Source organism: Nonomuraea harbinensis (genome assembly GCF_019396385.1).
Taxonomy (GTDB): Bacteria; Actinomycetota; Actinomycetes; order Streptosporangiales; family Streptosporangiaceae; genus Nonomuraea; species Nonomuraea ferruginea.
Genome location: NZ_JAHKRN010000030.1, coordinates 31,298 through 48,846, shown reverse-complemented (window position 1 = coordinate 48,846; position 17,549 = coordinate 31,298). Strand labels below are relative to the sequence as shown.

22 protein-coding genes are annotated in these 17,549 nt (G+C 72.1%); 9 read left to right on the top strand and 13 right to left on the bottom strand.

Features of this window, described 5'->3' with window-relative positions:
• Positions 1-2: 2 nt before the first annotated feature.
• Positions 3-1,265 carry a polysaccharide deacetylase family protein gene (locus KME79_RS27610; protein WP_308249072.1) on the top strand — a complete coding sequence of 421 codons (1,263 nt, stop codon included), beginning with the start codon at positions 3-5 and terminating at the stop codon, positions 1,263-1,265.
• Here KME79_RS27610 and KME79_RS27605 read toward each other — a convergent pair.
• The gene (locus tag KME79_RS27605) at positions 1,262-1,468 is read right to left on the bottom strand and encodes an FmdB family zinc ribbon protein (RefSeq protein WP_148029916.1); all 207 of its coding nucleotides are present in this window, start codon (positions 1,466-1,468) and stop codon (positions 1,262-1,264) included. The two genes, KME79_RS27610 and KME79_RS27605, sit on opposite strands and share 4 nt — an antisense overlap.
• Before the next feature lie 143 nt (positions 1,469-1,611).
• Positions 1,612-2,118 carry an HNH endonuclease gene (locus tag KME79_RS27600; RefSeq protein ID WP_148034362.1) on the bottom strand — a complete coding sequence of 169 codons (507 nt, stop codon included), beginning with the start codon at positions 2,116-2,118 and terminating at the stop codon, positions 1,612-1,614.
• Positions 2,119-2,412: 294 nt separating this feature from the next.
• Between KME79_RS27600 and KME79_RS27595 the strand changes: the two genes are divergently transcribed.
• Genes KME79_RS27595 through KME79_RS27580 form a run of 4 tightly spaced genes read left to right on the top strand, consistent with a single transcriptional unit; the run spans position 2,413 to position 5,813 of the window.
• Positions 2,413-4,476: a prolyl oligopeptidase family serine peptidase gene (locus KME79_RS27595; RefSeq protein WP_219547028.1), complete on the top strand. Its 2,064-nt coding sequence runs from the start codon at positions 2,413-2,415 to the stop codon at positions 4,474-4,476.
• A gap of 8 nt (positions 4,477-4,484) precedes the next feature.
• The gene (locus tag KME79_RS27590; protein WP_219547026.1) at positions 4,485-5,285 is read left to right on the top strand and encodes a helix-turn-helix domain-containing protein; all 801 of its coding nucleotides are present in this window, start codon (positions 4,485-4,487) and stop codon (positions 5,283-5,285) included.
• Entirely contained in the window at positions 5,282-5,626 is a 345-nt protein-coding gene (locus tag KME79_RS27585; protein WP_219547024.1) for a VOC family protein, read from the top strand. The genes KME79_RS27590 and KME79_RS27585 overlap by 4 nt, the downstream gene beginning before the upstream one ends.
• Positions 5,627-5,651: 25 nt before the next feature.
• Positions 5,652-5,813: a hypothetical protein gene (locus tag KME79_RS27580; protein WP_219547022.1), complete on the top strand. Its 162-nt coding sequence runs from the start codon at positions 5,652-5,654 to the stop codon at positions 5,811-5,813.
• A gap of 478 nt (positions 5,814-6,291) precedes the next feature.
• Here the strand turns inward: KME79_RS27580 and KME79_RS27575 are convergent, their stop codons facing one another.
• The 9 genes from KME79_RS27575 to purU all read right to left on the bottom strand — a co-directional run bounded on the left by KME79_RS27575 (position 6,292) and on the right by purU (position 13,260).
• Positions 6,292-7,092: a polyphosphate polymerase domain-containing protein gene (locus KME79_RS27575; RefSeq protein ID WP_219547020.1), complete on the bottom strand. Its 801-nt coding sequence runs from the start codon at positions 7,090-7,092 to the stop codon at positions 6,292-6,294.
• Positions 7,089-7,634 (bottom strand): DUF4956 domain-containing protein, encoded by a 546-nt coding sequence (locus tag KME79_RS27570; RefSeq protein WP_219547127.1) that lies wholly within the window; start codon positions 7,632-7,634, stop codon positions 7,089-7,091. The genes KME79_RS27575 and KME79_RS27570 overlap by 4 nt, the downstream gene beginning before the upstream one ends.
• Before the next feature lie 154 nt (positions 7,635-7,788).
• Positions 7,789-8,370 carry a class F sortase gene (locus KME79_RS27565; RefSeq protein ID WP_308249071.1) on the bottom strand — a complete coding sequence of 194 codons (582 nt, stop codon included), beginning with the start codon at positions 8,368-8,370 and terminating at the stop codon, positions 7,789-7,791.
• A gap of 2 nt (positions 8,371-8,372) precedes the next feature.
• Positions 8,373-8,900: a hypothetical protein gene (locus KME79_RS27560; RefSeq protein WP_219547016.1), complete on the bottom strand. Its 528-nt coding sequence runs from the start codon at positions 8,898-8,900 to the stop codon at positions 8,373-8,375.
• A gap of 95 nt (positions 8,901-8,995) precedes the next feature.
• A complete protein-coding gene (locus KME79_RS27555) occupies positions 8,996-9,670 on the bottom strand; it encodes a response regulator transcription factor (RefSeq protein ID WP_219547014.1) in 675 nt (224 codons plus the stop codon).
• On the bottom strand, positions 9,667-11,049 hold the full coding sequence (locus tag KME79_RS27550) for a sensor histidine kinase (RefSeq protein ID WP_219547011.1): 1,383 nt from the start codon (positions 11,047-11,049) through the stop codon (positions 9,667-9,669). Before KME79_RS27550 ends, KME79_RS27555 begins: the two co-directional genes overlap by 4 nt.
• A 12-nt stretch (positions 11,050-11,061) precedes the next feature.
• On the bottom strand, positions 11,062-11,433 hold the full coding sequence (locus tag KME79_RS27545) for a hypothetical protein (protein WP_219547009.1): 372 nt from the start codon (positions 11,431-11,433) through the stop codon (positions 11,062-11,064).
• 70 nt (positions 11,434-11,503) lie between these two features.
• Positions 11,504-12,367 (bottom strand): SDR family oxidoreductase, encoded by an 864-nt coding sequence (locus KME79_RS27540; protein WP_219547007.1) that lies wholly within the window; start codon positions 12,365-12,367, stop codon positions 11,504-11,506.
• Between the two features lie 41 nt (positions 12,368-12,408).
• The gene (gene purU, locus KME79_RS27535) at positions 12,409-13,260 is read right to left on the bottom strand and encodes a formyltetrahydrofolate deformylase (RefSeq protein WP_148029906.1); all 852 of its coding nucleotides are present in this window, start codon (positions 13,258-13,260) and stop codon (positions 12,409-12,411) included.
• A 133-nt stretch (positions 13,261-13,393) separates the two neighbouring features.
• Between purU and KME79_RS27530 the strand changes: the two genes are divergently transcribed.
• Together KME79_RS27530 and KME79_RS27525 are read left to right on the top strand one after the other, a co-directional pair.
• Positions 13,394-14,338, top strand: coding sequence for an inorganic phosphate transporter (locus KME79_RS27530; RefSeq protein ID WP_219547005.1), 945 nt, complete (start codon positions 13,394-13,396; stop codon positions 14,336-14,338).
• Positions 14,335-14,985 carry a DUF47 domain-containing protein gene (locus KME79_RS27525; RefSeq protein ID WP_261808368.1) on the top strand — a complete coding sequence of 217 codons (651 nt, stop codon included), beginning with the start codon at positions 14,335-14,337 and terminating at the stop codon, positions 14,983-14,985. Before KME79_RS27530 ends, KME79_RS27525 begins: the two co-directional genes overlap by 4 nt.
• A 61-nt stretch (positions 14,986-15,046) precedes the next feature.
• Here the strand turns inward: KME79_RS27525 and KME79_RS27520 are convergent, their stop codons facing one another.
• Positions 15,047-15,931: a TIGR03620 family F420-dependent LLM class oxidoreductase gene (locus KME79_RS27520; RefSeq protein WP_148029904.1), complete on the bottom strand. Its 885-nt coding sequence runs from the start codon at positions 15,929-15,931 to the stop codon at positions 15,047-15,049.
• A gap of 34 nt (positions 15,932-15,965) precedes the next feature.
• Between KME79_RS27520 and KME79_RS27515 the strand changes: the two genes are divergently transcribed.
• Both KME79_RS27515 and KME79_RS27510 read left to right on the top strand, forming a co-directional pair.
• A complete protein-coding gene (locus KME79_RS27515; protein WP_148029903.1) occupies positions 15,966-16,319 on the top strand; it encodes an ArsR/SmtB family transcription factor in 354 nt (117 codons plus the stop codon).
• Entirely contained in the window at positions 16,316-16,780 is a 465-nt protein-coding gene (locus tag KME79_RS27510) for an NUDIX hydrolase (protein ID WP_219547003.1), read from the top strand. The genes KME79_RS27515 and KME79_RS27510 overlap by 4 nt, the downstream gene beginning before the upstream one ends.
• Here KME79_RS27510 and KME79_RS27505 read toward each other — a convergent pair.
• The gene (locus KME79_RS27505; protein WP_148029901.1) at positions 16,768-17,544 is read right to left on the bottom strand and encodes a hypothetical protein; all 777 of its coding nucleotides are present in this window, start codon (positions 17,542-17,544) and stop codon (positions 16,768-16,770) included. The genes KME79_RS27510 and KME79_RS27505 overlap by 13 nt on opposite strands.
• Positions 17,545-17,549: the final 5 nt, after the last annotated feature.

Sequence of the window (17,549 nt, the reverse complement as noted above, 5' to 3'; positions counted from 1 at the left end):
CGGTGCGTCGACGTTCGGTCGTGATCACGTTCGACGACGGGGCACGCGGCCTGTGGATCCACGGCGACGCGATCCTGGCCCGTCACGGCATGCGGGCCTCGGCGTTCCTCATCACCGGCCTGGTAGGCCGCAGTCCGTACTACCTGTCCTGGGAGGAGGTCTCCCGGATGGCGGCATCGGGACGGTGGGACTTCCAGAGTCACACCCACGACCTGCACGCCCGGGTTGTGACCGGGCCCGGCGGGCGGACCGGATCGCCGCTGACCAACCGGGTCTACTCCGCCGCGGCCGGCGAGTGGGAGAGCCTCGCCCGCTATCAAGCGCGCATCCGAGCCGATTTCGCGGCGATGTTCCGCGCGTTCCACCAGCATGGGCTGCCCCGGCCGGTCCTGTTCTCCCACCCCTTCTCCGACTCCGGCGACGCGGCCATGGGAGCCCATGGCATGGGGCCGCGCGCGGCTCGGTTCTCGGTCAGCTCCGGGGCGAGGGTCTCCACCGAAACGCCCACGCCAGAAGCGGAACGGCACGCGTCCGCCTTCGCCGACCGTGTGATCAAAGACTCGTTCGCGCTGGCGATGAGCAACCACGCCTCGCGTCCGATGCCGCCCAGCCGCAGATCTTCGGTGGCGCAGGAGTACGAGCGGCTGGAGGTCCGGGCGGACACGACGGCCGACGTCCTGATGCGCGAGGTGGTGCGGCGCACCGAGATCCCGCCCCGCGGGACGCCGCTGGAAGACCACGAGCGGTGGACGTCCGTCAGTGGAGAACCCGTGGGGCCGGGCGACTTCCCGTTGACCGGCAGGCGCTCGCAGGCGGGCCGCGACACCTTCAGATACGCCGCCTACGCCCCCTACGGCTCGGCGGACTGGGACCACTACGCCGTGGACGTGCGGGTGTCCCGGCTTGCCGCGAACACGAACACCGCCGGCCTCTACGCCCGCGTCGGCGGGCGGGCGCCGGTGGCGATCCGGCTGTCCGCCCACACGGCCCAGCTCATCCGCGGCCGGAGCGGGGGGCGCGTCCTCGACGAGCAGCCGCTCGCACCCGGTGCCGCCCACCACGTGCTGCTCACGGTGCGAGGAAGCAGGATCGTCGCGCTGGTCGACGGAACGGTCCGGCTCAGCGCGCCGAGCCGCCACGGCGCCGGCGACACCGGCGGCATCGCGCTGTCGATCGTTCGCGACCGCGCCGACCGGCGCTGGCCGGTCTTCACCGGCCTGCGCGTGACTCCGAGGGGAAACCTGGCGGCATCCGCCGAGAGCTAGCCGCAGCAACCGCCGCCGCAGCAGCCACCGCCCGAGGCAGGGGGCGGGGTGGCGGCGGAGCCGGTCATGGCGACGGTGGAAAGCAGTTTGACCGTGTCGTCGTGGCCCTCCGGGCAGGCGGCCGGGTCGCTGGACGCCGACATCGGCCGGGACACCTCGAACGTGGAGCCGCAGGCGCGGCAGCGGTAGTCGTAACGCGGCATGCCATCAGAGTAGCCCGGAACGCCCTCAGGGCTGGAAAGTCACCCGGGCGTAGCCTGCCGGTTCGGTGAAGAGCACGAGCCGGCCCGGCACCTGGGAGTAGCCCGAAGGGCACGCGGGCCCGGCACGAGGTGCCGGGCCCGGGTCAGGCAGCCGCTTCAAGGTAGGGCGCCCATTGGGGGTCGCCGACGAGCGAGGCGCCGATCAACCGCCAGTGAGCGCCCCGTGGCACGGACGGGGCGACACTCAGGGTCCACCCCAGCTCCTCCAGGTACTTGTCGGCCTTCCTGTGGTTGCACGGCGAGCACGAGGCGACGCAGTTCTCCCACGTGTGGGCGCCGCCCCTGGAGCGGGGGACGACGTGGTCGATGGTCTCGGCCCGCTGCCCGCAGTAGGCGCACCGGTAGTCGTCGCGCCGCATGAGGGCGGCTCTGGTCAGGGGGATACGGGATCGGTACGGGATGCGGACGTATCTCCTGAGCCGGATGACCGACGGCACGTCGAGCGTCCGGCTGGTGGAGCGCAGCACGGCTCCGCGGCCGTCACGGTGGATGATGTCGGCCTTCTCCCGCAGCACGAGCACGATGGCACGGTGCAGGGAAAGCGTGGTCAAGGGCTCGTAGGTGGCGTTGAGCAGCAGGACTTGGCGCATCATCGGGCCTCTCCCCGCCGCACCCAATTCGAAGGAGACATGCCGTGGCATGTCCCGGCTATTCGCCCCTCCTGGGGCTTCGGCACAACCATCACGTGGACCTCCGCCGGACGGCCCAGCGGATGGACACCACGGCACCGTCCTGTCAGCAAGTCTGGCGTTCACCGCAGCGTCCCCGCCACCCCTTAACGTCCGGCCCGGAATGACCAGAGGGACGCACGTTACGGTTTATTCCCGTATCACCAGGCCTTTACGCCAACCTCCGGGCCTCGTGCTTTGCCGTAGGGTTCGAGCATGACGCGAGAGTCCTATCCGGCGGCGCCACGCGAGGAAACCGCCGACGTCCTGCACGGCATCCCCGTTCCCGACCCGTACCGCTGGCTGGAGGATCCCGAGAGCCCGGAGACGGAGCGGTGGCTGGTCGCGCAGGCCGAGCTGTTCAAGCGGGAGAGCGAGCCGCAGCGGTTCAAGTCGCGGATCGCCGAGCTGCTGAAGTCGGGGTCGGTGGGCGCGCCCGCGTGGCGCGGCGACCGCTACTTCTTCAGCCGCCGCACGCCGGAGCAGGAGCACGCGGTCTACTACGTGGTGGAGCCCGACGGGGCCGGCGGCACCGAGCGGGCGCTGGTCGACCCGATGGCGCTCGACCCGTCGGGGCTGACGACGCTGGACGCGGTGCAGCCCGACAAGGAAGGGCGGCTGCTGGCCTACCAGATCTCGGTGGGCGGCGACGAGGAGTCGGTGCTCTACGTGATCGACGTGGCGACGGGCACGCGGATCGAGGGGCCGATCGACCGCTGCCGCTACTCGCCGATCGCGTGGCTGCCGGGCGGCGAGGCTTTCTACTACGTACGCAGGCTGCCGAGCACGGAAGTGCCCGAGGACGAGCGTCAGTTCCACCGCCGCGTCTATCTGCACCGGGTCGGCACGTCCACCGAGGACGACGTGATGATCTTCGGTGATGGCATGAAGATGACCAACTACTACGGCGTGTCGGTGTCGCGCGACGGCCGCTGGCTGCAGATCTCGGCCAGCGAGGGCACCGCCCCGCGCAACGACCTGTGGGTCGCCGACCTGACCGCCTCCCCCGCCGACCGGCCGGAGCTGCGGGTGGTGCAGGAGGGCGTCGACGCGCAGACCGGGCTGGTGTTCGGCCGCGACGGCAGGCTGTACGTCCACACCGACCGTGACGCGCCCCGGGCCCGGGTGTGCGTCACCGACCCGTCCCGGCCGGAGTTCGAGGCATGGCGCGACCTGATCCCGCAGGACCCGGAGGCGGTGCTGTCCGACTTCGCGATCCTCGACGACCTCGACAGCCCGGTGATGCTGGTGGGCTGGACCCGCCACGCGATCAGCGAGATCACCGTGCACGACCTGGCGACGGGCGAGCGGATCGGCCAGGTGCCGACGCCCGGCCTGGGCAGCATCGGCAGCATCTCGGAGCGGCCGGAGGGCGGCCACGAGGCGTGGTTCGGCTACACCGACAACACCACTCCGCCGACCATCCAGCGCTATGACGCGCGCACGGGCGAGACCACGCTCTGGGCGGCCTCGCCGGGCGCGGTGGACGTGCCGGAGGTGCGCACCGAGCAGGTGGTCTACCGCTCCGGCGACGGCACCGACGTGCGCATGCTCATCATCTCGCCGGCCTCCGGCGAGGGCCCGCGCCCGGCGATCCTCTACGGGTACGGCGGGTTCGGCATCTCGATGACCCCCGGCTACTCGGCGTCGATCCTGAGCTGGGTCGAGGCGGGCGGCGTGTACGCGATCGCCAACCTGCGCGGCGGCGGCGAGGAGGGCGAGGACTGGCACCGGGCGGGCATGCTCGCCCACAAGCAGAACGTGTTCGACGACTTCCACGCGGCGGCCGAGCACCTCATCGAGACCGGGGTGACCACGGCCGGGCAGCTCGGCATCTCGGGCGGCTCCAACGGCGGCCTGCTGGTGGGCGCGGCGCTCACCCAGCGCCCCGACCTCTACCGGGCCGTGGTGTGCTCGGCGCCGCTGCTCGACATGATCCGTTACGAGAAGTTCGGGCTGGGCGCGACCTGGAACGTCGAGTACGGTTCGGCCGACGATCCCGAGCAGTTCGGCTGGCTGCGCTCCTATTCGCCCTACCACCACGTCGAGGAGGGGGTGCGTTACCCCGCGACGCTGTTCACGGTGTTCCAGTCCGACACGCGGGTGCATCCGCTGCACGCGTGGAAGATGTGCGCCGCGCTGCAGCACGCCACCGCCGGCGACGGGCCGATCCTGCTGCGCAACGAGACCGAGGTGGGCCACGGCGCCCGCTCGATCAGCCGGACCGTCGACCTGTCGGCGGACACGCTCACGTTCATGGCCAGGCAGCTCGGCCTATAGTCGAAAGCATGAGCGAGCGGGGGCTGACCATGACCGGGTCGGCCCCCGCTCCTGCCCTGCGGCCGTACGTCCACCGCCTGGCCGCCTACCGCGAAGACCACGGCGAGCCGTTGACCCGGGCCGAGGCGGCGGTCACCGGCGGAGTGCTGATCCTGGGGTTCGCCGCGCCGATGGAGGTGGACGGCAAGCGGCTGACCTCGTTCGGGGCGGGGCCGTCCGACCGGTTCACGCTCACCCGGATGACCAGGCCGACCGAGGGGGTCGAGGTCGCTCTGACCCCGTTCGGGGCCAGGCGGCTGTTCGGGATGCCGCTGCGGCTCCTGGTCAACCTGGCGGTGCCGGCGGAGGAGCTGCTCGGCCCGTGGGCGGCGGAGGCGGCCGGTCGGCTGGCCGCGGCGCCGTCCGCGCCTGAACGGCTGGCGCTGGCCGAGCGGCTGCTCACCGAGCGGTTCGCCGCCGGGCCCGAGCCCGATCCCGAGGTGCGGTGGGCGTGGGCGCGGCTGCTGGAGTCGGGCGGCGCGGTCCCGGTCGCGTCGCTGGCCGTGTCGCTGGAGCGCAGCCACCGCCACCTGGTGTCCCGCTTCCGCGACCAGGTCGGGCTGACGCCGAAGGCGGCGGCGCGGGTGATCCGCTTCCACCGGGCGGCGGCGCTGCTGCGCTCGGGCAGCGCGATCGCCGAGGCGGCGGCCGCGTGCGGCTTCTACGACCAGGCCCACATGAACCGCGAGTTCCGCACGCTCGCGGCGGTCACGCCCGGTCAGATTTCTCCAAGACCCCAGGCCGGCGGCCGTCCGACACTGGGCCCATGAAGGTTTACGCACTCGCCCGCTACCACGACTGCGCGGCCGCGGTCGACTTCCTCACCGGCGCCTTCGGCTTCGAGGTGCGCGAGCTGTCCAAGAACGACGAAGGCGTGGTCAGCCATGCCGAACTCCTGGTCGGCGACGACGTCATCATGCTCGGCCTGGGCAGCCCGGGCGGCCCGGGCGTCTACGTCGCGGTCGACGACGCCGACGCCCACCACGACCGCGCCAGGAAGGCCGGCGCCCGGATCACCATGGAGCTGGTGGACCAGCCGTACGGCTCCCGCGAGTACGCCGCCGCGGACCCGGAGGGCAACCTCTGGTTCTTCGGCACCTATCGCCCGTGATCCGGCCCGGAGGCAGTGATCACGCATGCGCGTGCTCACCATGAACCCCCGGGCCCGCCACGTCGACTGGCCCGCCCGCCGGGAGGCGCTGGCGGCCGGGCTGCGCGAGCTGCGGCCGACGGCACCCGCGCGTCGATCGCGAGCCGGTGGCCGCCGGGCGAGGTGCGCCAGGCCAGGATGCCCGTGACGGGGCGGGTCGACCTGGCGGAGTTCGCCGCGTGGGTGGGCGTCGCGGAGATCCGCGGACCCGTACCGATGATCTTCGTCAACCACAAGCCGTCGTTCCGGCTCGGCCATGAGCGGGAACGACGGCTGCAGGCGGTGGCCGCCGCCGGCTCGCCGAGCGGGTGCTCTCGGGGCGGGACCTGCCGGTCGTGGTGGCGGGGGACTTCGACGCCACGCCCGAGTCGGCGAGACTGCGCCTCTGGCGGGGGCTGCAGTCGCTGCGGGACGTGAGCGTCTGTTACCGGGACGCCTGGGAGTGGGCGCGCCCGGGCGACGAAGGGCACACGTTCAGCCCGGTGAACCCGCTGGTGACCGGGGGGGCGGATCGACTATGTGCTGGTGCGCTGCTGGAGGCGTGCTTCCGGGAGTTCGACCGGTGTGGGCGAGCGATCACTTCGGGGTGGTGGCCGACTTCGGGAGGATGCCGTGGACCCGTGAGATCAGGTGGCCGGCGTTGCGTACCGTCCTCTGAAGTAGTGGCGCAGCACCCGGTGCCAGGGGTTGGCGCGGACGTCCAGCAGGGCGGCGACGCCGAGGCAGTACTTGCTGACGCTCACCGGGCGGACGCCCAGGCGGCGCAGCACGCGGTCGGCGGCGGCGTCGCCGTCGGCGGACTTCGACTCCAGCAGGACCCGGTCGCGCCGGGCCGGGAGCGCGCGCCGGCCGTCGTGGCAGACGAGGCCGCTGTCGCAGGTCAGCCGCGCGACCCCGGACCGGTCGACCAGCGTGACCCGGCGGTAGTCGGTGGACAGCACCGGGCCGAGCGACGCCGGGCGGGGCAGCCGCAGGCCGGTGGCCAGGGTGGTCGACAGGTAGTCGAGCGCCTCGGGGGTGAGCGCGTGCGCGGGCGCGCCGTCGTACGGGACGCGGTGCTTGTCGGTGCCGCCTCCCGCGCCCTTCAGCTTCACCTCCAGCCAGCGCCCGCCGCCGTCCAGGTACGTCCGCGTACGGATCTTGAAGCGGCGGCGGCGCTGCTGACGGTGCTGACGGAACGTGAGCAGGTCCGGCGTGTCGAAGTAGGTGGAGGTGTAGCGGAACTGTCGCCGCCCGCCGATCTCCAGCACCCCGAACCGGTCGCCCAGCTCTCCGGCCAGGCGGGTCATGACCGAGGCGGGCACCAGATACTTGTGGTCCACCCGGGTCATCAGCTTGGCGCGGGCGCTGACCTCCTCCAGGGTGACCGGGTCGAGGCCGGCCGCCACCCCGGCGAGCAGGACTCCCGCATCGGGCCACTCGGTCATCGCCACGCCTCCGCCCGCCGCTCCGCCGGGACCTCGTAGCGGACGTCCACCACGGTGACGTCCCGTACGTAGTCGACCTGGCTCACCACGCACTGCAGCACCCGCCCGCCGAGCCGGCTCTCCAGGTCGGCGCGGAGCAGCGCGGGGTCGGTGTGCACCACGTCCAGCGTTACCAGCTGCTGATGGGTACGGCCCAGCAGCCGGGGGTGGTCGGCCACGTACATCACCGCCAGCAGCACCACGTCGAGGAAGAGCGCGGTCAGCGGCCAGCTCGCGGCGATGCCGTTGACCAGGCCGAGCGCGATGGCGACGAAGTAGTACGCGATCTCCTGCTGGGTGATCTCCGAGGAGCGGAGCCGGATGATGGCCAGCACGCCGAACAGGCCGAAGCCGACCGCCAGGTCCACCCGCTGGACCAGCATGAGCGAGACCACGGCGAAGATGCCGGTGTTCAGCGCCACGTAGGCGAAGAGCAGGTCGCGCCGGTGGTGGCGGCGGTAGTACAGGCCGTACGCGAGCGTGATGATCGCGGCCAGGTCCATCGCGAGGGCGAGGAGCGTGGTCGGTCTCAAGAGGTCCTCCCGGGTCTTTCGCTGTCATGAACAGCGTCTCGCCCGGCGGTGAAGCGCCTGTGAGCCGACCGTGAGGACGTTCTCATGGAAGAAGTGCCGCCGGGGCCCGGCGGCACTTCTGTTGTCAGCGGGCGAACACCACGACGTTGTCGCGGTAGCTGCGGCGGGCGCGGTCGAACGTGCCGCCGCAGGTGATGAGGCGGAGCTGGGCGCCCTCGCCCGAGTTGTACACCTCGTCGGGCACGCGGTCCTTGGGGTAGCGGGCCAGGCGTGACACGGTGAAGGTGACGGTGCTGCCGTCCGCCCTGTCCACGTGGACGCGGGCGCCCTTGCGCAGGTCGCGCAGGCGGAAGAACACGGCGGGGCCCGTCCTGGAGTCGACGTGGCCGGCGATGACGGCCACGCCCCGCTCCCCGGGCTCGGGGCCGCCCTCGTGCCATCCCACCCGGTCGAACGGCTCGGGTGCGATCAGGCGGCCCGCCTTGTCGAGCTTGAGCGGGATCACCTTGGTCGAGACGCCGATGGACGGGATCCGCAACCGCACGGGGTTCGCCGCCTCGACGGTGACACTCGCCGCCTGCGGGACGACCGCACCGTCAAGGGCACCCGCCACCTGTGGGGCAGCCGCCGCTCGCGGGGCGGCGGGGGCGCACGCGACCGTCGCCACGAGAGCGCCCGCCACCAGGGCGAGACTCCGGCGCCGCACGCTCACCGCCTGACCAGCCTGCGGCCGGCCCACGCCCCACCGGCGATCAGCACCGCTCCCGCGCCCGAAGCGAGCGCGAGCGGCAACGCCGCCCCACCCTCCCCACCCATCACCAGCGCCGCCCCACCGGCCCCGGTCTCGACCCCACCGGTCGGCCGATCGTCATCATCGTCGGCCGCCCCTCCGGCGCCGGTGTCCACTCCGCCCTGCGGACGATCGTCATCGTCGTCGGCCACGCCACCGACCCCGGTCTCCACTCCGCCCCTCGGACGATCGTCATCGTCATCGTCGTCGGCCGCCCCACCGGCGCCGGTGTCCACCCCGCCCCTCGGACGATCGTCATCGTCGTCGGCCACGCCACCGACCCCGGTCTCCACCCCACCCCTCGGACGGTCGTCGTCGTCGGCGGCGGTCGTTGTGACGGTTGACGGGGTGGTGGCGGTCGCCGGGGTGGCGAGGGCGGTGGCGGTGACGCCCATGCCCAGCACGATCCCGATGGCCGCGAGCGCGCGCCGCAGTTCCTGGCTCATCTCGTCCTCCTGGATTCCTCCGCACTCCCCGTGCGGACGACTCCAAGCCTGGGATCCACCGGTTGGCTCCCCGTGAGCACGTGATGAGAGTCCCTTCACCTAGGGGCGCCCTCGGCCTTCAGCCGGTAGCCGGTCCCCCGTACCGTCTCGATGCGGTCGGCGCCGAGCTTGCGGCGCAGGTAGCGCACGTACACGTCCACCACGTTCGAGCCCGGGTCGAAGTCGAACCCCCACACGTGGCTGAGCAGCTGCTCCCGCGTCAGCACCTGGTCGGGATGGCGGCAGAACACCTCCGCGAGCGCGAACTCCCGCGTCGACAGATCCACCGACCGCTCCCCCACGTACGCGCGCCGGGTCCGCAGGTCGAGCGCGAGGCCGGCGACCCGCAGCACGGTCACCTCGGGGCTGCGGTCGGCGCGCAGCCGCAGCCGCACCCGCGCCAGCAGCTCCTCGAACGCGAACGGCTTGGCGATGTAGTCGTCGGCCCCGCCCTCCAGCCCCGCCACCTTGTCGGTGACGCTGTCACGGGCCGTCAGGATGATCACGGGGATGCCGACCTTGGACTCCCTGAGCCGCCGCAGCACCGTGAACCCGTCGCTCAGCGGCAGCCCGATGTCCAGGATGAGCAGGTCGAACGCGCCGCTTCCCGCCATGTCGTAGGCGGCCAGGCCGTCGCTGACCACGGCGGTGACGAAGCCGTTGCCGCGCAGCCCTTTCTCCACGAAGGAGGCGATCCGCGCCTCGTCCTCGGCGATCAGAATCCGGTTCACCGCAACTCCCGCATCGGAATGGTCATCACGAAGCACGCCCCGCCTCCGGGGGCGTCCTCCACCTGGACGGTGCCGCCGTGGGCCTCGGCGATGGACCTGACGATGGCCAGGCCGAGCCCGGCGCCCTCATGCGTACCGGAACGCTCGCCGGCGCGCATGAACCGCCGGAAAATCCGCTCCCGGTCGGCCGGCGGCACTCCCGGCCCGTCGTCGCGCACCCACAGCCGTACGAAGCCGTCCTGAACGGCGGAGCCGACGGCGATCTGGCCGTCGTCGGCGGTGTGGCGCACGGCGTTGGCCGCGAGCTGCATGAGCGCCTGTGTGAGCCGCTGCCGGTCGGCGGGGATGCGCGCCTCGGCGACCTCGTCGACCCGCCAGCGCCGTTCGCCGAGCGCCCGCGCCTTGGCGACGACGCTGACGGTCAGGTCGGCCAGCTCGACCTCGTCGATGTCGAGGAAGCCGGGCTGTTCGGCCTTGGCGAGCGTGAGCAGGTCGTCGACCATGCGGTTCATCCGGTCCAGCTCGTCGGTGACCAGGGCGAGGGTCTCGGCCCTGTCGTCGGGGTCGTCGCCCATCAGCTCCAGGTGGCCGCGGATCACCGTGATGGGGGTGCGCAGCTCGTGGCCGGCGTCGTCGACGAAGTCCCGCTGCACGGCGAAGGCGTGCTCCAGCCGGTCGAGCATCCGGTTGAAGGTGCCGGCCAGCTCGGACACGTCATCGTCGCCCGGCACGTCGAGCCGTCTGGTGAGGTCGGAGGAGCCGCTGATCCGTTCGGCGGTCTGCCCCACCAGCCGGATCGGCGCCAGCACCCGCCCCGCCACGAACCAGCCGGCCGCGCCGGCCAGCGCGAGCGCGGCCAGCGAGGCGAGGGCGAGCACGCGGATGGCGTTCAGCACCTCCTCGCGGTAGTGGTCGTAGAAGACGGCGATGACCAGCTGGCCCCGGCGGGCGTCGCCGTTCACCTGGACAGGGATGACGGCGTAGCGGACGGTGCCGGCGGCGCTCTCGGTCTCGCCGCTCGCCGGCTCGGTGACCTGCCCCAGACGCGCCACCAGCGCGTCGTCGGTGTCGAGCCGGGCCAGCGGCGGAATCCCGGTGATCTTGTGCGGCCGGTCGTCGAGGATCGTGAAGAACGTCTCCCATTCGTCGGGCGGGTTGTAGGAGAGGTATCCGCTGAGCAGGGTGTCCACGTCCCGGACGTCGACGGCGGTCGCGGCGTAGCGGCGCAGCTTCTCCGCCTCGTTGCCGAACTCGGCGTCGATCCGGTCGTCGATCAGGCGGTCGAGGATCGCCCAGGTCGCGAAGATCGCGATGAACAGGGCGAGGGAGACGACCGCGAGCATCCAGCCGACGATCCGGCCGCGCGCGGTCACCCGCATGCCGGCGAGCCGTCAGTCGTCGTCATCGTCGTCATCGTCGTCGTCATCGTCATCATCGTCATCGTCGTCATCGTCGTCGCCGCCCGGCCTGGGCGACGGGGGCCTGACCGGCTCGGCTTTCGTCTCGCGCGGCGACGGAGACGCTGACGGCGTCTTCTCGGCGGTGGCGGGCGTGGCCGTCTCAGCGGCGGCGGACGTCTCGGTCCCGGCGTCCGGCGTCGCGGCGCCGTCCCCGGTCTCCGTGGCCCCCGGCGGCTCGTTCGAGACCACGACGGGCCCGCCGAGCTCGGGGCCGCCGGCCGCGACCCGCATGAACCCGATCGTCACGGCCACGGCCACGAGCAGCCCGGCCAGGATGGCGAGGAGAGGTGCTCGGCTCTTCATACGCTCCAGCATGCCGGGACATGAGGAGAGAAACCTGAGTCTGAGATGAGAGAACTCTCATCTGACGTGGTCAGCCGGGCAGCGTCTCCCCGCCGATCGGGGCCAGCACCTCGCCGGTGTAGTACGACGACATCAGGTCCGAGGCGAAGAACACGTACGAGGGAGCGATCTCGTCGGGGTCGGCCGCCCGCTTCATCGGCACCTGCTTGCCGAACTGCTCGACCTTCTCCTCGGGGAAGGTGGCGGGGATGAGCGGTGTCCAGACCGGCCCAGGCGCCACCGCGTTGACCCTGATGCCCCGGTCGACCAGGTTCTGCGCCATCGCGTAGGTGAAGGCGTTGATCGCGCCCTTCGTCGCGGAGTAGTCGAGGAGTGTCTTGTTGCCGCGCAGGCCGTTGATCGAGGAGGTGTTGACGATGGCCGAGCCCTCTCTGAGGTGGGGCAGCGCGGCCTTGGTGACGCGGTAGTAGCTGTGGATGTTGACCGCGAACGTGTGCTCCCACTGCTCGTCGGTCAGCTCCTCCAGCGAGTCGACCGGCTGCTGGTAGGCGACGTTGTTCACGACGACGTCCAGGCCGCCCAGCTCGGAGACGGTGCGCTCGACGACCTGCACGCAGTGGTCGCGGTCCGCCAGGTCGCCGGGGAGCAGCACGCAGCGCCGCCCTTCGGCCTCCACCAGCTTCCTGGTGTGGTCGGCGTCGTCGTGCTCGCTCAGGTAGGCGATCGCGACGTCGGCGCCCTCCTTGGCGAAGGCGACGGAGACGGCGCGGCCGATGCCGGAGTCGCCGCCGGTGACGAGCGCCCGTTTGCCGGACAGCAGGCCCCGGCCCTCGTAGCGGCGCATCTCGTCGCGTGGTTCCGGAGCCATCTCGCCGGTGCCGCCCGGGTACTGCTGGGTCTGCGGCGGTGGTGTGGAGTTCGGTTCTTCAGGCATGTCCAGCGCGTGCCCCGGCTGGGGCACGGCTAACACCGGGGTCAGCGGGGGAACACGATGGTCTTGTGGCCGTCGAGCAGGACCCGCTGCTCGGTGTGCCATTTGACCGCCCTGGCCAGGGTCAGGCTCTCGACGTCGCGCCCGATGGCGGCCAGGTCTTCGGGTGAGTGGCTGTGGTTGACCCGGGCGACCTCCTGCTCGATGATCGGCCCCTCGTCGAGGTGGGACGTCACGTAGTGGGCGGTCGCGCCGATCAGCTTGACGCCGCGGTCGTGGGCCTGGTGGTAGGGCTTGGCGCCCTTGAAGGACGGCAGGAACGAGTGGTGGATGTTGATCGCCCGCCCGCTCAGCTTCGCGCACAGCTCCTCGGACAGCACCTGCATGTAGCGGGCCAGCACGACCAGGTCGACCTGGTAGCGCTCGACCAGCGCCAGCACCTCGGCCTCCTGCTTCGGCTTGGTCTCGGGCGTGACCGGCAGGTGGTGGTAGTCGATGCCGTGGGACTGGGTGAGCGGGCGCAGGTCGGGATGGTTGGAGACGACCGCGACGACCTCGAGGTCGAGCGCGCCGCTGCGGACGCGGTAGAGCAGGTCGTTGAGGCAGTGGTCGAACCGGCTCACCATGATGAGCACCTTGGGCTTCCTCGCCAGGTCGCGGAGCTGGAACTCCATGCGGAGGTCGGAAGCCAGGGCGGCGAAGGCGGCCCGCACCTCGTCCTCGCCGACCGGCGAGGTGAACTGCACCCGCATGAAGAACCGCTCGCTCTCGCGGTCACCGAACTGCTGGCTCTCGGTGATGTTGCAGCCGTGCCTGGACAGCAGGCTCGACACGGCGGCCACGACTCCGGGCCGGTCGGGACAGGACAACGTGAGGACGTACTCGGCAACGCTCATGGATCGCTCTCGGTGAGGTCTGCGCGACTGAATCCATCGAGGTTACCGCCCCCGGGAAGCGCGGTCTCCCCTGCCTTATGCGCCCGATCTTGGGTAGATATCCGCTATACACAGCTTTTGCAGGAGGTTGCCCATGCCCGCGGACGTCGTCGTGCTCGTCGCGGTCGCAGGGCTGTTCGCGATCGTGTCCGGCATGAACGACGGCGGGGCGCTCCTGGCGACCGGGCTCAAGCTGCCGGCGATGCGACCGGCAACCGGGATCCTCGCCATGGTCGTGGTGATCGCGCTGGTTCCGCTGGCCACCCACCAGGTGGCGCTGACGTTCGTGAACCGGCTGGCCTCCTTCGACGGGCCCGGCGGGCGGGCGGCGACCTCGATCGCCGTGCTGAGCGCGATGGCCGTGGTCACCTTCCTGACCATGAAGGGCCGCCCGACCAGCCTCACGCTGGCCCTCGTCGGCGGGCTCACCGGGGCGGGCCTGGGCTGGGGCCTGCCCGTCTCGGGGCCGTACGTGGCGCTGGTGCTGGCCTTCGGCCTGGCCGCGCCGATCGTGGGCGGCCTGGTGGCATGGGCGGTGACGACGCTGGTGGTGCGGTTCGCCAGCGCCGACCGGCTGAGCGGCCTGCACCGCGCCGGGTTCGTGGTGCAGATCGTCGCGTACGCTGCCAACGACGGACAGAAGATGCTCGCCATCTTCATGATCGCGCTGAGCTTCTCCGACGCGCCGCTGCCGTACACGACCCTGACGGCCGTGCTGTTCGGGCTCGGAGCGATGTACGGGCTCCCGAAGGCGGGCCGCACGCTCAGCCGCGAGATCATCGCCTTCCGCCCGCTGCACGGCGTGGCGGCGGAGCTGTCGGCCGGGTCGGCCGTGCTCGGCTGCTCCGCCGTGGGCATGCCGGTCAGCATGACGCAGGCGATCGCCGGCGGGCTGATCGGCGCGGGGGTGGTGCGCGGCAGCGGCCGGGTCCGCTGGTACGCGGCCGTGAAGATCGTGGTCGCCTGGCTGCTGACGCTGCCGGCCAGCGGCGTGCTGGGCGCGGTGGCGGCCTACGCCGGAAAGGGAGTGATGATGTGAAGGGCGGCAGGCTGGTGAGGCGGCTGCGCAGGATCCGTGACCTGCTGACGGGGCACATGGACACCGCGCTGTCGGACGCGCTGCTCGGGCAGTTGAAGGCCACCAAGGAGGGCGCGTGGCTGGCCATGGCGATGATCGGCGGCGAGGTGGGCAGGACGGGCGCGCACGAGCAGATGCGCACCATCGAGCACCTCGGCGACGAGGAGCGCCGCCAGCTCGTCGAGGAGCTGGAGTCGGCCCTGATCACGCCCATCGACCGGGAGGACCTGTTCAGGCTCTCGCGCTCGATCGACGACGTGCTGGACTCGCTGCGCGACTTCGTCCGCGAGTCGCACCTCTATCGCGTGCCCGACCAGATCCGCTTCACCCCGCTGCTCGACCAGGTGATCGTCGGCATCGACGCGCTGGAGACCGCCGTCCGCGACCTCGTCTCCAGCCCGTCGGCCGTGCCGCACGACGCGCTGGAGGCCAAGAAGGCCGGCAGCGCGATCCGGCGGATGTACCAGTATGAGATCTCGCGCATCTTCTCCGGCGAGCTCACGAACGACCGCATGAAGGAGCGCGAGCTCGTGCGCCGTCTGGAGATCGTGGGCATCGCCATCGGCGAGGCGGCCGACGCGATCGCCGACGGCGCGATGAAACGCTGAGTCATGCCGGGCCGCCCGGCGCCCACGCTCCCCGGACCGTCTTCAGGACGTCACAGGTCCCTCACCGCAGGCCGAGCGCGGGGGCGAGGAGCTCCAGCTGGCGCAGGGCGTCGTCGAGGTCGGGGCCGCCGGGCGACAGCGGCTGGATCGCCACGTGGTCGGCGCCCGCGCCGAGGTGCGCCCGCACCCGCTCGGCCACCGCGTCCGGGCTCCCCCAGCCCACGATCGCGTCCACCAGCCGGTCGCTGCCGCCGCCGGCGAAGTCGTCGTCGGTGTAGCCAAGATCGCGCAGGTTGTTGAGGTAGTTGGGCAGGGAGAGGTAGACGGACATGTGGTCGCGGGCGATCTCGCGGGCCCGCGTCGGATCGGTCTCGACGAGCACCGCCTGCTCGGGCATGAGCAGCTTGCCCGGCCCCAGGATCTCCCTGGCCCGCTCGCTGTGCTCGGGCGGCACGAAGTAGGGGTGGGCGCCGTCGGCGCGGTCTCTGGCCAGCTCCAGCATGCCGGGGCGGAGCGCGGCGAGCAGCCGGGGCGCGTCGACCTCCCGGTGGTGCTTCGCCGTCTCGTCCATGCCGTCCAGATAGCGGCGCATCGCGGTGAGCGGCTTGGCGTAGTCGTGGCCGCGCGCGTTGACCAGCGGCGCGTGGCTGACGCCGAGCCCGGCGATGAAGCGGCCGGGGAAGGCTTCGCCCAGCGCGAACCTGCTGCCCGCCATGGCCGCCGCGTCGCGTGACCAGATGCTGGCGATGCCGGTGCCGACGGCGATCCGGCGGGTGGCCGCCAGGAGGATCGCCGCGGACACGAGCGGGTCCTTGCTGCCTGGGCCCTCGCCCACCCAGACGGACCCGTACCCGAGCTCCTCGGCCCGGGCGGCCGCCCGGCCGCCGGTCTCGCCCGGCGCGTTGCCGAAGAGGGGATGCCAGACCCCGACATGTCCGATGTTCACCGCGCGCTCCTCGCGACTAAGATGTTCGATCGAGATGGAACACTACACCGACGTTCGATCCCCATCGAACACGACACGCGGCCCCGTCCACGTCTCCCCCGCCGAGGCGACGCTCCAGGCCGCCCTCGACGCGCTCGGCGACCCCGTCCGCCGTCGCATCGTCCGCGAGCTGGCCGGGGTGCCCGACTGGAGCCGCGCCTGCGCCGCCTTCCACCACCTGCCGGTCGCCAAGTCCACGCTCAGCCACCACTTCGCGGTGCTGCGCGGCGTGGGGCTGCTGGAGCAGCGCGAACAGGGCGCGCGCCGGCTCAACCGGCTGCGCCGGCCCGAGTTCGACGCCCGCTTCCCCGGCCTCCTGGCCCTGGTCCTCGACGAGGACGAGACGTGACGGCCGTCAGCGCCCGCCCGGCCGCCAGGGTCGTCTGCCTCGACCGCGACGGCAGGGTGCTGCTGCTCCACTGGCACGACAAGGTCAGCGGCGCCGACTTGTGGGAGCCGCCGGGCGGCGGCCTCGACCCCGGTGAGACGCCCCTGCAGGCCGCCCGGCGCGAGCTGACCGAGGAGACGGGCCTGCCGGGCTCCGCCGTCGAGGACCGCTGGGTCGCCGTCGAGCGCGACTTCCCGTGGCTGGGCGTACGTTACGTCAAGAGCGAGCGGTTCTACCTCGCCCGCTTCCCCGAGGCCCGCCCGCCGGTGGACCCCGGCGAGCTCACGGAGGAGGAGCGCGAGGCCTATCTGGGCTGCGTCTGGGCGGAAGACCTGCCGGACAGCGTGCAACCGCCGAACCTGGTCGAGGTGATCGGGGAGCTCACCGGGCGGTGCGACCGTCCGGACGGTCACGCCTGGTAGCCCAGTTCGGTCAGCGACATGGTCAGGAGCGAGCGCAGCAGCGGCCCCGCCACCCGCTCGTGCTCGGCCTCGACGGACAACCCGGCCAGCACGTCGGCGCGGTAGGCGTCACGTTCGCCCGCGTCCGCGTAGGGCTGCGCGGTCAGCGCGACCACCACCGTCGCGCGGGTGTCCTCCGACGGCAGCACCGCCACGGCGTGGGTGCGCAGGCAGGTCTCGTCGGGCTCGCCGAACCAGCCGCACTTCACCCCCGACCCGGGCGCGGCCAGCGCCTCCCGGACGCCGAACGCCTGCTGACCCTCCACCTGCCGCATCCACTCCAGCACGTCGCCGGCCACCGGGTCGCCGGCCAGCGCCGCCTGGGCGAGCGCCGCGTACGCCGTCGCCACCTCGTCGGCGGCCACCTCGATGGACCCGAACCTGGAGGGGTCGCCGTTGTGCATCGGCCAGGAGACCCCGGTGCGCTGGTAGATGTCGTCCAGGATGACCAGCGGCCCGACGGCCAGCCACAGGCTGCGGGTGTCGGCGTTGGACGAGATGACCACGGCCGGCTCGGCGTGGCGTCGCCACCGCTCGGCGTCGGGGATGCGACCCGCGGTGACCCACGCGTAGAGCGGCTTGAGCAGGGAGGCGCAGCGCAGCCGGTGCGGGCCGGAGCGGACGGCGAGGGTCCGGGCGGGCGGGCCGCCGTGCCCTCGGCTGATGCCCGCCGTCTGCGCGCTCGCGCCCGGCTGGAGATCGCGTAGCAGCTCGTTGAAGCCCACGCACC